Source organism: Streptomyces sp. PU-14G (assembly GCF_041028275.1).
Lineage (GTDB): Bacteria > Actinomycetota > Actinomycetes > Streptomycetales > Streptomycetaceae > Streptomyces.
On record NZ_JASKYT010000149.1, the window covers coordinates 1 to 14466 of the forward strand.

Consider the following 14466-nt stretch of genomic DNA (forward strand, 5'->3'; position numbering starts at 1 on the left):
GGTCGTTTCCGAGGGGACCTCCAGGACCTCCGGACAGCCGGCAGGGGACGGCCGCCCCCGGGCCGGTGCGGGCGGGGGTTCTCCGGGCGTGTCCGGGGCGTGTCCGGACGAGAGATGAGGCGCGGAAGGAGGTGGCGTGTGCGTGAATGGATCGCGGCGGGCCGGGCAACCCGGCCCGCCCACGCCGCCGGAACCCAGAGCGAGAGCCGAGGTCGCACCGTGAACACCGCACACGTCCCCACCGTCCTGCTGAACAGCGGCACCGAGATGCCGCAGCTGGGGTTCGGCGTCTACCAGGTGCCGGACGACGAGGCCAAGGAGACGGTCTCCGCGGCCCTGGCGGCGGGTTACCGCAGTGTCGACACCGCCGCCCTCTACGGCAACGAGGGCGGCACGGGCAAGGCGCTGCGCGAGTCCGGTATCCCGCGCGAGGAACTGTTCGTCACGACCAAGCTGTGGAACACCGACCATGGCCACGACGTCGCGCTGCGCGCTTTCGACGATTCCCTGGAGAGGCTCGGTCTCGACTACGTCGACCTGTACCTGATCCACTGGCCGGTGCCCTCCCAGGACCTGTACGTGCAGACCTGGCGGGCGCTGGCCGAGATCCACGAGAGCGGGCGGGCCAAGGCCATCGGCGTCTCCAACTTCGAGCCGGAGCACCTCGCACGGTTGTTCGAGGAGACCGGTGTGGTGCCCGCCGTCAACCAGATCGAGCTGCACCCCCGCCTCCAGCAGCCGGAGCTGCGCGCCTTCGACGCCGAGCACGGTGTGCTCACCGAGGCGTGGTCGCCGCTGGGCCGCGGCAACGGCGTCCTGGACGACCCCGCCGTACGCAGGGCCGCCGCCAAGCACGGCAAGACCCCCGCCCAGGTGGTGCTGCGCTGGCACATCCAGTTGGGCAACGTCGTCATCCCGAAGTCCGTGACACCCTCCCGCATCCGGGAGAACCTCGACGTCTTCGACTTCGAACTCGACGGCGACGACCTGCGGGAGATCCAGCGCCTGGAGACCGGCACCCGCGTCGGCCCCGACCCCCGCACCCTGAGCTGACCGGGCGGCACCGCCATGGCCACCGCAGCGGAGTGCGTGTTCTGCCAGATCGTCGCCGGTGAGCTGCCCGCCCACCGCATCCACGAGGACGGTGCCGCCGTCGCCTTCCTCGACCAACGACCGCTCTTCCCCGGTCACACCCTGGTCGTCCCGCGTGCCCACGTGGAGACACTGACCGACCTGGCCGAGGAATCGGTCGGGCCCTACTTCACCGCCGTACGCCGGGTCGCGGGCGCCGTCGAGCGGGGCATGGAGGCCGACGGCACCTTCGTGGCGCAGAACAACCGGGTCAGCCAGTCGGTGCCCCACTTCCACACCCACGTGGTGCCGCGCCGCCGCAAGGACGGCCTGCGCGGCTTCTTCTGGCCGCGCCACCACTACTCCGACGAGACGGAGGCCCGCCGGATCGCGGCCCGCGTCCGGGCGGAGGTGTGAGCGGTACGGCGGTGCCGCCCGCGCGCCGTCTCAGCGGAGCATCGCCGTGACCGCCGCCACGGTGTCGGCCTCCTCGGGCCGCTTGTCCTCCCGGTAGCGCACCACCCGCGCGAACCGCAGCGTGACGCCCTCCGGGTAGCGGGTGGAGCGCTGCACCCCGTCGAACGCGATCTCCACCACCTGCTCGGGCCTGACCACGACGCCCCAGGAGGCGTCCTCGACGGCCAGCTCCCCCAAGCGCGTGGTCTGCCAGGCCAGCAGCGCGTCGGTCAGGCCCTTGAAGGTCTTGCCGAGCATGGCGAAGGTGCCGTCCTCGCGGCGCGCCCCCAGGTGCAGGTTCGACAGCTTGCCCGCACGCCGCCCGTGCCCCCATTCGGCGCCGAGCACCACCAGATCGAGGGTGTGCACCGGCTTGACCTTCAGCCAGGAGGCCCCGCGCCGCCCGGCGGAGTAGCCGGCGTCCAGCGCCTTGACGACCACGCCCTCGTGGCCGCGGGCCAGCACCTGCTCGGCGAACCCCCGCACGGCCTCCCGTGCCTGCTCGTCCTGCGGGTCCGGCACCGGCACCCGCCGCACCCGCCGCTCCTCGGGCAGTACCCGGGCGAGCGCGGCGTGCCGCTGCACCGACGGCCGCTCCAGCAGGTCCTCGCCGTCCAGGAAGAGAACGTCGAAGAAGACCGGGTGCAGCGGCAGTTCGCTGCTGGCCCCCACCACGTCGAGCCGGGAGGCGACACGCCCCGAGACCTCCTGGAAGGGACGCGGCCAGCCGTCCTCCGCCAGGGCGATCACCTCGCCGTCGAGCACCGCCTGTTCGGCGTCGGCCTGCCGGGCGACCTCGGCGGCCTCCGGCAGCCGGTCGGTGATCTCCTCCAGGGTGCGGGTGTAGACGCGCACCAGATCGCCGTCCTTGTGCACCTGTACCCGGATGCCGTCCAGCTTCTCCTCGACCGCGCAGGGCCCCAGCTTGTCGAGGGCCTCGTCCACGCTCCGCGCCGTGTGCGCCAGCATGGGCAGCACCGGCCTGCCCACCTCGAGACGGAACCGCGACAGCGCCTCTGGCCCCTCGGCCAGCAGCGCCTGCGCGACCGCGCCGAGCGAGCCGCCGAGCATCACCGCGCGGCGCACCTCGCCGGGGTCCGCGCCGATGGCCGCGGCCAGCCCCTCGACAGCGAAGGCGTCCAGCGCGCCCTGCCGCAGCTCGCCGCCGATCAGCCGGACCAGGAAGTGCTGCTCGTCGGCGGTGGCCCGCGCCATCAGCGCGTCCAGCCGCTGTTTGCGCGCGGCCTGTGCGCCCTTGCCGCTCACCCGGGCCAGTGCGGCGAAGGCCGCGTCCGTATCGGCGATGGTCAGCGCGGGCCGCGCGGCGGGCGGCGGCAGCTCGCGCAGGGTGCTCCAGCCCACGCCGGTGCGGCGCTGGGGGAGGCGCCCGGCGAGGTAGGTGACCACGACGGGCACCTCGTCGGGTCCGGTGCGCCCGAACAGCTCGGCGAGCAGCGCCACCTTCTCGTTGCGGCCGGACGCCCCGGTGATCCGGGCGGACGTCTGTGCGATGTCTGCCAGCAGCATGGCCCCATCGTCGCCCATGCGCCCCGCGCCCGCCCCCTCGGCGGGCGCGGACGCGGCACCAGCGGACTTCCACTGCGTCCGGTGGGACGCGCTGAGCTCCCCACGGGGGCTCAGCGGAAGCAACTGGTCGCCGTACCTGTAGACGACGACCCCCGGAGGGTCGTCCAGCCTGAGCCGGTAGATCACGGGCGACGGAAGGGTCACCTGGATGATCTCGCCGTCCTTCCCCGACTTCCTGTCACGAGCTCGCCGGCCCACGCTCCACATGGTCACACCGCCCTCAGGCGGCGTGTGCCGTCACCGTGCTTGGCCCGCAGGTGCGCCCCGTACAACGCCTCAAGATCCGCCTTGCCCCGCTCGTCGCCGTAGGCCCGGTTGATCTGCGTCCGAAACCACTGGCAGTCCTCGCAGGGACGAGCCTCTGTTTGCTCCATCGATCCCACCTGATCATGACGGCTACTCCGTGTGGTCAGACCAACACGGACCGGGCTACGATGGCGCCGCTTGAATGCCACCCGGCAAGTGGGGCGTCAACGGCCCTGCGTCGCAGGGGAGATGAAAGGGGCTGGTCGGAAGTGGGGCGAAAGCGGAAGACCGCGCCGGACTTGAACGGCGGCGTGCCTCGCTCGTTCGGCGAGGACGTGAAGCGCGTCCGCCTCGCCAGAGGGCTCACCCAGAAACACCTCGGGACCGCCACCGGATACTCCGAGGGCTACGTCAGCAAAGTCGAGAAGGGGACGATCATCCCCTCGATGAAGTTCGCGGAGGGCTGCGACCGGGCGTTCGGCACCGGGGGCCTGTTCGCCGAGTCGCTGCGACGGCTCATGAACGTCGACCACCCCGACTGGTTCGCCCCCTTCGTCGAACTGGAGCGCCAGGCCTCAGGCATCTGCGACTACAGCACCAACCTCGTCTTCGGCGGAGCGCAGACACGGGAGTACGCGCGGGCACTGCTCAGGTCCGGGCAGCCGCTCGACACTCCCGAACAGACCGCAGCGAAGGTCGACTTGCGGATGGAACGCGTCAAGCTGCACGAGCAGGACCAGCCGCCGCTGCTCTGGCTGGTCCTGGACGAGGCGTGCCTGCGGCGGCAAGTTGGCGGGCCCGAGGTGATGCGCGCTCAACTCCGGTACCTCACCCTCGTGGCGGAGCGTCCCGCTGTCACGGTGCAGGTGTTGCCGTTCGCGTCCGGTGCGCCCCCAGCCGAGTCACCGTTCACGCTGCTGAGGTTTCCCAGGGCCATAGGTCAGCCGTCGGTGCTGTACTCGGAGGGACAAGGGCTCGGGCGCGTGATTGACTCTCCGGAACGGGTGGATGACGCCCGTAACTTGTTTGACCGGTTACGCGCGGACGCGCTATCACCGGCACAGTCACTCAGCTTGATTCACAGTGTGATGGGAGAGCACACCCGATGAGCAGCACCTCCATCAGCCGCCCCGCCGATTGGGTCAAGAGCACGTACAGCGGCGGACAGGGCGGCAACTGCGTCGAGTGGGCCCCGCGGCTCGCGTCCGGCGCCGGAGCCGTCCCCGTCCGTGACTCCAAGGACACCGCCCGCAGGCCGCTCGCGTTCTCGCCGGCCGCGTGGACGGCCTTCGTGGCCGGGCTCAAGTCCTGAACCTGGTTGCTACTTGCGGCCCTGTGGGTTTCCCGCGCGCGTGGCCAATTCCGAAGGTTCATGGCCACGCGGTGGCCAGTTGGTCGCGATTGAACCGCCGCGACAGTTCTTCACGAGCAACTCCGGCCCGGCCTTCGCCCGCGAGGTGACGGTCGGGCTGCTTGTGCCGGGGCCCGCGAGCCCAGCAAGATCCGAACGAGAGGCCCTGGGGCAGACCTGGGTGCCGGACCGCGACTCCGCTGATCGGCCGGCCGTCGTCAACGACGAGTCGTGCGACTTTCAGACGGTGGCGCGGGGTGAGGAGGGCGTTCGGATGGGACATGTTCGAGCTCCTGGAGAGCCTGAAGGGCCGACCATCGGGTGCGGGCGGCCCTTCGACAACTGGAAGCGTGGGGAGAGGGCGTGAAGATCAGTCCACCGGGGAGACCCGGATGAGGTTGCCGTCGGGGTCCGTGATGACGAACGTGCGACCGAAGACAGCGTCGTGTGGCTCCTCCGCGACATGGACCCCCTTCGAGACCCAGCTCGTGAAGATCTCGTCAATCGCGGTCGCTCCTCCTGGGACCATCAGTCCGACTTCGCTCGATCGAGGGGTGCTCGGTACCGCGTGCTCGCTGTAGCCGGTCCACAGCGCGAACAGGACGCCGGGGGCTACCTCGAAAGCCACGTAGTGGGGACTGGTGAAGGTCGGTTCGATCTCGAACAGGTCGCTGTAGAAGGCGGTAGCGGTCTCGGCGTCGCGGACGCCGATCAGGAACAGGTTGGGTGCGGGCACAGTGCGCTCCTCGGATCGTTGAATTCCCGGTACTGCTCCAGTTGACCGCCGGATCGCGACAGAGCCTGTCACCTTTTCTGCAAAGGATGGTCGGTGTGAAGGCTTCGAGGCTGTTGCATCTCTTGCTGGTCCTGCAGACCCGTCAGCGCATCACCACCACCGAGCTCGCCGGACGTCTGGAAGTGTCTCGGCGGACCGTGCTGCGGGATGTCGAGGCGCTCTCGGCAGCAGGTGTGCCTGTCTATGCCGAACGCGGGCGGAACGGCGGGATCGTCTTGCTCCCCAGTGCACGGCTCAACGCATCGCATCTGGAACCGTCAGAGCTGGAGGCACTCTCCGTAGCCGGTTTGGACAGCGCGCAACTTGAGCGTATGGGTCTGTCTGCGGTGTGGGAGTCGGCCGCGCGCAAGATCGCCGCTCGGCAGGCTGCAGCACCTGGATCGCCGAGCCTGCTGCAACTGGCGGACCTGGTACTGGTAGACAGCACCGCGTGGTTTGCTGACTCAGAGGCAGGGGTCGACGTATCGGATCTGGCCTCGGCACTGCGACACCGCCGCCGGCTGCGAATCCAATACCGGCGCAGCGCCGAGGATCAGGCCTCAACGCGGGTGGTCGACCCGTACGGGATCGTCGCGAAAGCCGGTCGCTGGTATCTCATCGCCGATGACCAGGGGAACGGTCGGCTGTTCGCTCTGGAACGACTCTCGTCCTACGAACAACTCGACGCGCCGGCTGCTCTCCGACCAAGCGAAACTCTCCGCACCAGATGGGCCGCGTTGAAGGAACGCACCGAGGGGCAAGGTCGCGTGAGCGTGACCGTCCGCCTGCCAGAAAATGGACTCGACCTGGCGCGGCGCATCCTCGGCAACCGCATCCACGACGTCTCCGACGCGGAAAACGGCTGGTGCACCGTCGTCGTCCGCTACCCCGACATCGAGTCGGTGCGGCAGCTCCTCCAGTTCGGCGACCACATCGAGATACTCACCCCAAAGACAGCCCGCGAACGCATCAGCCAGCTCGCCAGAGACCTGGTTGAAAGGCACTCAACCCCGGCCTCGTGACTGCCGAGGGGACCCGTGGCAAGACCGGTACGGGCTCCCGCCCCAGCCGGGGCTCCGAGGCCGCCGGAATTCCCCCCCGCACTGGACGGAACTGATGCGGTTCATCAGCGCCAACTATCCCCGCATACACATTTCCTTGCCGGTCACGGCGCCCGGAGAGGCCACCGTCCGCCAGTCTGAGGGCAGGTCGCCGGTGTCGGTCACCGGGTAGGACCCTTCCAGGTTCTTCCCGAGGCTGACCGGCTGTTCCGCCCGCTTGGCCCCAGGCCAGGTCACTCGCGGGTTTTCGGTTTCTTCCTCGCCTTGCCGAAGGGCCGGCGGGGGCCGCGTTCGTCGTCGGGGATGCCGGCGAGTTCCTCGACGTCGAAGAGGCGGGCGATGGGCACGTCGCTGCTGCTGTGGGCGACGATGGAGAAGGCGATGGTGACGGCGATGAGGGTGAAGGCTTCCTCGCCTCGGGGGATGCCTGCCTGGAGGACGAGGAGTCCGTAGACGACGGAGGCGAAGCCCTTGGGGCCGAACCACGCCGCCGTCAGCTTCTCGCGTCGGTCGAAGGGCGTGCCGATGAGCGACAGGAGCAGGGAGGCCGGACGGATCAGGACGATCGCCAGGACGGCGACGGCATAGCCGCCGAGGGACAGGTCGCTGAACAGGTGTCCGGTCAACAGGGCGCCGAAGACGAGGAGGGCGGCGAATTTGGCCAGTTCCGCCAGCGAGTCGCCCAGTGGCTCGAAGCTCTCCTTGGCTTCGGGCGAGGTGGCCGCGAGGACGGAGCCGGCGCTGAAGGCGGCGAGGTAGGAGTTGGCGTGGGTCAGCGCGCATGCGGCGTAGAGGATCACGCCGACGGCCAGCGGCCCGAGTGGTTGCAGCTTGGGCTCGGCTCCGAGTATCCGGAAACGCACCAGCCCGTTGACGATCAGCGGGGCGGCGACACCGAAGGCGACGCCGAGCGCGAGTTCGACGGCGATGGTGCCAATGGAGGCGTCCTCGCTGTGGCCACTGGGCGCGGCGGCGGCCAGGAAGACCAGTACGAAGGGCAGGGCCAGGCCGTCGTTGACACCGCTTTCGACGTTCAGGAGCTGCCGGAGTCGGGCGGGCACCTGCTGGCGGCCGACGATGGCGGAGGCGAAGACCGGGTCGGTCGGTGAGAGCACGGCGCCGACGAGGAAGGAGGTGATCCAGTCGAAGCCGACGAGATAGTGGGTGAGCAGCGCGATGCCCAAAAAGGCCAGGGGCATGCCGAGGCCGAGTGCGCGGGCCGGGCTCCGCCAGCGCTCCCGCAGGTCGGAGAAGCGCACGTGCATGCCGTCGGTGAACAGCACGGCGAAGAGCGCCAGGTCGGCCGTGACACGGACAATGTCGCTCTCGGGCTCGATATGGATCAGCCCGAGCACTCCGTCGCCGACCAGCGCCCCGCCGGCCAGGAACAACAGCGAGGTCGACAGCACCGAGCGCGCCGCCAGCCCCGACAGCAGCACGGCGACCAGCAGCGCCACCCCGAAGACAAGGACGAGTACCAACAGGCAACCCCCACACGCTCAAGTTCGCGCAAAGATCCGACCGGGTGAGGGTACCGGGCGGCTCAGGTGCTCTCGGCGAAGCGTTCGACGTCCTGGATGCGGCCGAGGACGAAGACGGCGTCTCCGTAGTTGAGGACGGTGTCGGCACTGGCGTGTGTCAGCTCGCCGTTGTGGGGCTGCACGGCCACGATCGTGACGCCGGAGCGGCTGCGTGGCCGCGTCTCACGCAGTGGCACACCGACGTACCGCTGGGGCGGGTTGGTTTTGATCAGAGCGTGGTCCTCGTCGAGTTCGACGTAGTCGAGCATGCTGCTGGAGACGAGGTGGGCGACGCGCTCTCCCATGTCGTGTTCCGGGAAGACCACATGGTGGGCACCGATCCGTTCCAGGATGCGGCCGTGCTGGCGGGTGATGGCCTTGGCCCAGATCGTCTCGATCTCCAGCTCCGAGAGCAGCGAGGTCACCAGGATGCTGGACTCGATGTCCGTGCCTATGCCGACCACCGCGCGGGAGAACTCCGGCACCCCGAGCTGATGCAGTGCCTCCACGTCCGTGCAGTCGGCGGTCACGCAGTGGGTGAGCTGCCCGGACAGGGCCTGCACCGTCTTCGCCCTGGAGTCCACGGCGAGGACCTCCGTGCCGCGGGCGGTCAGCTCCAAAGCCAGGGCGCTGCCGAACCGGCCCAGCCCGATGACCACCACGGGGTCGTGTCTCGTGTCAGCCAACGATGGTCCTCTCCTCCGGCAGCTCGAAACGGCGGGCTCGGGGCCGCAGGGCCAGCGCCGAGGCCAGCGTCAGCGGACCGATACGGCCCAGAAACATCAACACGATGAGCACGACTTTCCCGGGTGAGGGCAGATCAGCGGTGATGCCCGTCGACAGTCCGACCGTGCCGAAAGCCGAGACTGCTTCGAAGAGCACGCGATCAAGGCTATAGGGCGACAGCGCCAGGAGAGTGAAGGTGGACGCCATCACCGCGCCGACGCCCAGCAGGGCCACGCCCAGCGCCTGCCGCTGATTGGCGCTGGGTACCTGGCGGCGGCCGACGTTGACCGACGGCTCACCGCGCATCTCGGCCCAGACGACGAAAGCCAGCAAGCCGAAAGTGGTCACCTTGATGCCGCCCGCGGTGCCGGCGCTGCCGCCGCCGATGAACATCAGGATGTCCGTCACCATCAGCCCTTCCGGATGCTGGGCCGAGGTGTCGATGCTGTTGAAGCCCGCGGTGCGCGCCATGACGGACGCGAAGAACCCCGCCAGCCATTTGTCGTCCTCATCCAGTGAACCCAGGGTCCGGGGGTTGTCGTACTCGGCGAGAGTGAGAGCGAGCGTGCCCAGGGCGAGCAGGGAGGCGGTCAGAACGACGGTGAGCCGGGTCAGGACAGACCACTGACGTGGACGCCGCCACAGTCGCCCCAGCTCGAAGACCACGGGGAAGCCAAGGCCGCCCACGATCACCGCGGCGGCTATCGGCAGGCACACCCACGGGTCGGTGACATACCCCATCAAGCTGTCGGAATGGGGCGAGAAACCGGCGTTGTTGAAGGCCGAGACGGCATGGAAGATGCCGTCGAACACCGCACTGTCGAACGTCTGGTCGTATCGAACGAAGAAGACGCCGGTGAGCACCGCGGCCACGGCAGCCTCGCTGACGAAGCTGAAGAAGACGATGTTGCGGATGACCCGCCGCACATCCTTGAGGCTCAGCGCTTTCGTCTCCGCCTGGGCCAGCAGCCGGGCCCGCAACCCCAGCCGCCGGGCGACCAGCACCGCGAACAGCGTCGCCAGAACCATGATGCCCAAACCGCCCGCCTGAATCAGGCCAAGGATGACGACCTGCCCGAAGACCGACCAGTACTGGCCGGTGTCCACGGTGATCAACCCGGTCACACAAACGGACGACGTCGCAGTGAAGACGGCATCCAGCACACCAGCCCGCTGTCCGGACCGCGTCGCCGCGGGCAGCGACAACAGCACGGCGCCGACCAGCACCGCCGCGGCGAACCCGCCGGCGACGACCCGCGCCGGATGGCCGAGACCGGCTGCCGAGGCCGCCCTGGGACGCCTCGATACCGCCTTCACGCTGCACTCCTCTCCCAGAAGCTCGGATCACGGCCTCTGAGCGGGACTGACCACCACCTCTGGAAGAACACCCGCGCGTTTCCGGCCACCTGCAGTATCCCCGTGAGGTGGGGTGAACCGGCAAAGGGGCGACCGGCAAAGGGGCGACCGGCGGGTGGCCGACCCGGAGCAGGCCGCCGGCGTCCGGCTGTGCCGGGCAAGCGGGCAAGCCGTTGTACGTGCGCGGCGTTCGGTCGCTGCACCGTCTGTCCCCGTGGGCGCCGGCAGGGGTCACCGGGGGCACCCAGCGAGCGCGGTTCGCTTCTGCCATGGACAATCGGGGCCATGCGGCTCCCTGTCCTGCCTCCCGTGAAGCCCATGCTCGCCAAGCCCGTCGCCTCGATCCCCGAGGCGACGGAGGGCATGCAGTACGAGGCCAAGTGGGACGGGTTCCGCTGCCTGGTCTTCCGGGACGGTGACGAGGTCGAGCTGATCAGCCGTACCGGCAAGTCGCTGGTGCGCTACTTTCCCGAGCTGGTCGAGGGGGTGCGGGAGCGGGCGCCGCGCCGCTGCGTGCTGGACGGCGAGATCGTGCTGCCGCTCGGCGGCCGGCTGGACTTCGAGGCGCTCCAGCAGCGCATCCATCCGGCGGCCTCCCGGGTGCGGCTGCTGGCGGAGCAGACGCCCGTCTCCTTCGTCGCCTTCGACCTGCTCGCTCTCGACGACACCGACGCGATGCCCAGGCCGCTGAGCGAACGCCGCGCGCTGCTGCACAAGGCGCTCAAGGGGGTGCGCCCGCCCCTGTACCTGGCGCCGGTGACGTACGACAGCGCGGTGGCCAGGGACTGGTTCGCGCACTACGAGGGCGCGGGCCTCGACGGGGTGGTGGCCAAGCGGCCCGAGCTGCCGTACAGGCCGGGGGAGCGGGTGATGCTCAAGGTCAAGCACGAGCGCACCGCGGACTGCGTGCCGGCCGGGCTGCGCCCCCACAAGAGCGGCCCCGACGCGCTGGGCTCGCTGCTGCTGGGCCTCTACGACGCCTCCGGAACGCTCCAGTACGTGGGTGCCTCCTCGTCGTTCCCCGCGGCGCGCAGGCGTGAGCTGATGCGGGAGCTGGAGCCGCTGCGGATGGACCGGCCGGGTGCGCACCCGTGGGCCAGGTGGGAGGACGAGTCGGCGCACGCGGAGGGCCGGATGCCGGGTGCGCCCAGCCGGTGGAGCGGCACCAAGGATCTGTCCTGGGTGCCGCTGCGGCCCGAGCGGGTGTGCGAGGTCGCCTACGACCACATGGAGGGCGAGCGCTTCCGCCACACGGTCCTCTTCCGGCGCTGGCGCCCCGACCGCGAGCCGGGCTCGTGCACGTACGAGCAGCTGGAGCAGCCCGTGCGCTACGACCTGGAGCAGGCGCTCGGCGGGCGGTGAGGGCCCGCGGGTGCGCGGGTGCGCGGGTGCGCGGGGGTGCGGCGGGCGGTGCGCGGTCAGCGCGCCGACCGGGCCGGGGCGCCCTCGGTGGGCTCGGGCAGCCCGGCCGCGAGTGAGTCGAAGCAGGAGTCGAGCATGGCCAGCAGATCCTCGGCGCTGGACTCGGGGTCCCAGGCGCGGATGGCCGAGCGCAGCACCGTCATTCCCGCGCCCGCCAGGAGGCGCGGATACAGGGCATCGGAGGGCAGCCCGGTACGGGCGGCGACGGCGTCGGAGAGCGCCTCGGCCATGTGGCTGTTGCTGTGCACCAGCTTGGGGACCAGTTCGGGGTAGGCGCCCAGCAGTTTGCGGCGCTCCCGCCAGCCCGAGTCGGCGACCAGCGCGGGGATGGCCGTGCGCAGCGTCTGGCGCAGCGCTTCCAGGGGCGGTTCGTCGGCGGGCCGTGCGGTCAGCAGATCGACGAGGTGGCCGGTGAGCCGGTTGTCCCAGTCGAAGACCGCGTCGTCCTTGGTCTCGAAGTAGTTGAAGAAGGTCCGCGAGGAGACCCCGGCGGCCTCGCAGATGTCGTGGACGGTGACGGCGGCGGGGCCGCGTTCCAGGTACATCGCCACGGCGGCGGCGCGCAGCGCCGAGCGGGTCTCCCGCTTCTTCCGCTCCCGGAGGCCGTGAGCGGCCTCTACGGCCTCCGCGGTCTCGGCGGTCTCTACGGCCTCTACGGCCTCTACGGCCTCTACGGCCTCTACGGCCTCTACGGCCTCCGCAGTCTCGGCGGCCTCTGCGGTCTCGGTGGCCATCTGTGCTCCCGTGCTCTCCCGGTTGCGGTTCTCACCCGTGGTCTCACCTGTGGCGCTTCCTACAGTAGTGCATTTTTGCAGCGCTGCATCTTTCTGTTAGCGTAGCTAATCGTTGGCTATGCCACATATTTTTCGTGCGAGGAGGCGGACCCCAGTCCATGGCGGAACACAAGGCGGAACCGGAGAGCGGAGGCGGCGCCTCGGCGCTTCGCACGACCGTGCGCACCCTGGCGGAGACGCTCTGGTTCCCGGCGTTCTTCTTCACCGGCTTCCTCGTCTGCTACCTGCTGCCCTTCCACAACCCCGTCCCCCACCACGTGGACGTGGCCGTCGCGGGGCCCACGGCGCCGCAGCTGGAACAGGCGCTCGAACACAAGAGCCCCGGTGCCTTCGACATCCACCAGGTCGCCGACGCCGACGCGGCGCACGACGCCGTCACAGGCCGCGAGGCGACCGCCGGATACGTGCCCGACGCCAAGCAGCCCCAGCTCTACGTAGCCAAGGCCGACGGCTACTCGCTGGAGTCGGTCCTCCAGAAGACCTTCACCTCCGTCGCCCAGCAGAGCGGCGGCCAGCTCAAGGTCCACGAGGCCGCACCCACCGCGCCAGGCGACGGCATGGGAACCGGACTGTTCTACGTCGTTCTCGCCTGCACCATCCCCTCGTACATCAGCGTGATGATGCTGCTGAGGGCCACCACCTTCGGGCGGCGCAAGAAGGTGGCCACGCTCGCGGCCGTCGGAGCCGTCGAGAGCGTCGTGGCCTTCTTCGTGGCCCGCGGTATGGACGTCATCCCGAACGAGCCGCTGGCCATCCCGCTGATCTTCCTGATGACCCAGGCGGTCGCGCAGACCTCCTACGGTCTGGTGCCGTTCTTCAAGCAGTTCTTCCCCGGCGTGGCCATGGGCCTGTTCGTCCTGCTGAGCATGCCTTCCAGCGGCGGTGCGATACCCGTCCAGATGGTGCCGGGCTTCTTCCGGGCGCTCCACCCGATCATGCCGATGGGCAACCTCATCGAGGCGCTGCGCGGGCTGTTCTACTTCGACGGCAAGGACGTGTGGCGGCACGTGCTGGTGCTGTGCGCGTGGATCGTCGCGGGTGCGGCGCTGCTCGCGCTCGGCGTCTGGAAGGAGCGGCGCGCGGCCCGCAAGGAGGCCGGCGACGGCGCCGGGACCGAGGTGGCGGGCGAGGAGCCGCAGGCGGCCGTCGCGCCCCCCGAGCCCCCGGTCGAGGACCCTTCCTTCGAGCTGCCCCGGCCCAGCGCCGTGCCGCCGCACATGCACCGCATGGGCCAGCAGCAGCCCACCCTGACCGGGCGGGTCACCGACGAGGGCGGCCGGGTGGTGCAGGGCGTCGCCATCACGGTCACCGGCACCCACGGCAGGGAGCTGGTCCGCGCGATCACCGACGAGAACGGCGAGTACGCCGCGGCCGGCCTGCCCGACGCGTTCGTCAACGTCATCGCCAGCAGCCCCGACCGGCTCGCCGCCGTCGCCCGCGTACGGGCCCGCGACGGCCACCCCGTCCGGCAGGACTTCCGCCTGGACCGGCGCCCCGTCCCGGCGGGTACGGGGTCGGTACACGGCTGAGCGCGGCGCACACGACGGCCGCCCGGGTGTGGACCCGGGCGGCCGTCGTCGTGTGCGTGCGAGGCGCCCCGCCGTGAGTGCCCCTGGGGGGCCGGGCGGCCCCTCAGGCGTTGCCGCCCTCCGGGCCGCCGTCCTGCTGGGCCTCGGCGGCGGACTTGCGGACCTCGTCCATGTCCAGGGCGCGGGCCTGGCCGATCACGTCCTCCAGAGCGGCCTCGGGCAGCGCGCCCGGCTGGGAGAAGATCAGGGTGCGCTCGCGGATGATCGCCAGGGTCGGGATCGACTGCACCTCGAAAGCCGCCGCCAGCTCCTGCTGGGCCTCCGTGTCCACCTTGGTGAACGCCAGGTCGGAGTGGCGCTCGGCGGCGGCCTCGTACACCGGGGCGAAACTGCGGCAGGGGCCGCACCAGGACGCCCAGAAATCGATCAGGATGAAGTCGTTCCCTGCGACGATCTCGTCGAAGTTGTCCTTGGTCAGCTCGATGGTGCTCATGCTGTCTCCTGCGATGGGGGCATCAGGACGGGCCGCGCCCTGGTCTGGCGGGGAACAAGCTCCGCCGGCCCCCACATTC

15 protein-coding genes and 1 pseudogene are annotated in these 14466 nt (G+C 70.2%); 7 read left to right on the forward strand and 9 right to left on the reverse strand.

From position 1 onward, the window contains the following. The first annotated feature begins 267 nt into the window (after positions 1-267). Both AB8Z75_RS18630 and AB8Z75_RS18635 read left to right on the forward strand, forming a co-directional pair. A complete protein-coding gene (locus AB8Z75_RS18630; protein WP_369203420.1) occupies positions 268-1053 on the forward strand; it encodes an aldo/keto reductase in 786 nt (261 codons plus the stop codon). A 15-nt stretch (positions 1054-1068) separates the two neighbouring features. Beyond that, a complete protein-coding gene (locus tag AB8Z75_RS18635; RefSeq protein ID WP_369203394.1) occupies positions 1069-1488 on the forward strand; it encodes an HIT family protein in 420 nt (139 codons plus the stop codon). A gap of 30 nt (positions 1489-1518) precedes the next feature. Here the strand turns inward: AB8Z75_RS18635 and AB8Z75_RS18640 are convergent, their stop codons facing one another. Together AB8Z75_RS18640 and AB8Z75_RS18645 are read right to left on the reverse strand one after the other, a co-directional pair. Further along, the gene (locus tag AB8Z75_RS18640; RefSeq protein ID WP_369203422.1) at positions 1519-3054 is read right to left on the reverse strand and encodes an ATP-dependent DNA ligase; all 1536 of its coding nucleotides are present in this window, start codon (positions 3052-3054) and stop codon (positions 1519-1521) included. A 269-nt stretch (positions 3055-3323) separates the two neighbouring features. Next, positions 3324-3488: a hypothetical protein gene (locus AB8Z75_RS18645; protein ID WP_369203396.1), complete on the reverse strand. Its 165-nt coding sequence runs from the start codon at positions 3486-3488 to the stop codon at positions 3324-3326. Between the two features lie 183 nt (positions 3489-3671). Here AB8Z75_RS18645 and AB8Z75_RS18650 point away from each other — a divergent pair, with 183 nt between their 5' ends. Beyond that, positions 3672-4469: a Scr1 family TA system antitoxin-like transcriptional regulator gene (locus AB8Z75_RS18650; protein WP_369203398.1), complete on the forward strand. Its 798-nt coding sequence runs from the start codon at positions 3672-3674 to the stop codon at positions 4467-4469. Continuing rightward, positions 4466-4672 (forward strand): DUF397 domain-containing protein, encoded by a 207-nt coding sequence (locus AB8Z75_RS18655; RefSeq protein ID WP_369203400.1) that lies wholly within the window; start codon positions 4466-4468, stop codon positions 4670-4672. Before AB8Z75_RS18650 ends, AB8Z75_RS18655 begins: the two co-directional genes overlap by 4 nt. Positions 4673-4895: 223 nt before the next feature. On the opposite strand, the pseudogene AB8Z75_RS18660 reads toward AB8Z75_RS18655, so the two are convergent. After that, a pseudogene (locus tag AB8Z75_RS18660) lies at positions 4896-4994 on the reverse strand (IS481 family transposase); the annotation flags it as partial. A gap of 87 nt (positions 4995-5081) precedes the next feature. Continuing rightward, positions 5082-5447 (reverse strand): VOC family protein, encoded by a 366-nt coding sequence (locus AB8Z75_RS18665; RefSeq protein WP_369203402.1) that lies wholly within the window; start codon positions 5445-5447, stop codon positions 5082-5084. A gap of 86 nt (positions 5448-5533) precedes the next feature. On the opposite strand from AB8Z75_RS18665, the gene AB8Z75_RS18670 reads away from it, so the two are divergent. After that, complete coding sequence (locus tag AB8Z75_RS18670; protein WP_369203404.1) at positions 5534-6508, forward strand: helix-turn-helix transcriptional regulator; 975 nt, start codon at positions 5534-5536, stop codon at positions 6506-6508. 272 nt (positions 6509-6780) lie between these two features. Here the strand turns inward: AB8Z75_RS18670 and AB8Z75_RS18675 are convergent, their stop codons facing one another. The 3 genes from AB8Z75_RS18675 to AB8Z75_RS18685 all read right to left on the reverse strand — a co-directional run bounded on the left by AB8Z75_RS18675 (position 6781) and on the right by AB8Z75_RS18685 (position 10110). Further along, positions 6781-8028: a cation:proton antiporter gene (locus tag AB8Z75_RS18675; protein WP_369203406.1), complete on the reverse strand. Its 1248-nt coding sequence runs from the start codon at positions 8026-8028 to the stop codon at positions 6781-6783. 62 nt (positions 8029-8090) lie between these two features. Beyond that, positions 8091-8753, reverse strand: a complete 663-nt coding sequence (locus AB8Z75_RS18680) for a TrkA family potassium uptake protein (RefSeq protein WP_369203408.1) — start codon at positions 8751-8753, stop codon at positions 8091-8093. Then, a complete protein-coding gene (locus tag AB8Z75_RS18685; protein WP_369203410.1) occupies positions 8746-10110 on the reverse strand; it encodes a TrkH family potassium uptake protein in 1365 nt (454 codons plus the stop codon). Before AB8Z75_RS18685 ends, AB8Z75_RS18680 begins: the two co-directional genes overlap by 8 nt. Positions 10111-10434: 324 nt before the next feature. On the opposite strand from AB8Z75_RS18685, the gene AB8Z75_RS18690 reads away from it, so the two are divergent. Then, positions 10435-11511: an ATP-dependent DNA ligase gene (locus tag AB8Z75_RS18690; RefSeq protein WP_369203412.1), complete on the forward strand. Its 1077-nt coding sequence runs from the start codon at positions 10435-10437 to the stop codon at positions 11509-11511. A 56-nt stretch (positions 11512-11567) separates the two neighbouring features. Here AB8Z75_RS18690 and AB8Z75_RS18695 read toward each other — a convergent pair whose 3' ends face one another. Continuing rightward, positions 11568-12305, reverse strand: coding sequence for a TetR/AcrR family transcriptional regulator (locus AB8Z75_RS18695; protein WP_369203414.1), 738 nt, complete (start codon positions 12303-12305; stop codon positions 11568-11570). 158 nt (positions 12306-12463) lie between these two features. On the opposite strand from AB8Z75_RS18695, the gene AB8Z75_RS18700 reads away from it, so the two are divergent. After that, a complete protein-coding gene (locus AB8Z75_RS18700) occupies positions 12464-13894 on the forward strand; it encodes an ABC transporter permease (RefSeq protein WP_369203416.1) in 1431 nt (476 codons plus the stop codon). A 103-nt stretch (positions 13895-13997) separates the two neighbouring features. Here the strand turns inward: AB8Z75_RS18700 and trxA are convergent, their stop codons facing one another. Beyond that, positions 13998-14387, reverse strand: coding sequence for a thioredoxin (gene trxA, locus AB8Z75_RS18705; protein WP_369203418.1), 390 nt, complete (start codon positions 14385-14387; stop codon positions 13998-14000). Positions 14388-14466 lie beyond the last annotated feature (79 nt).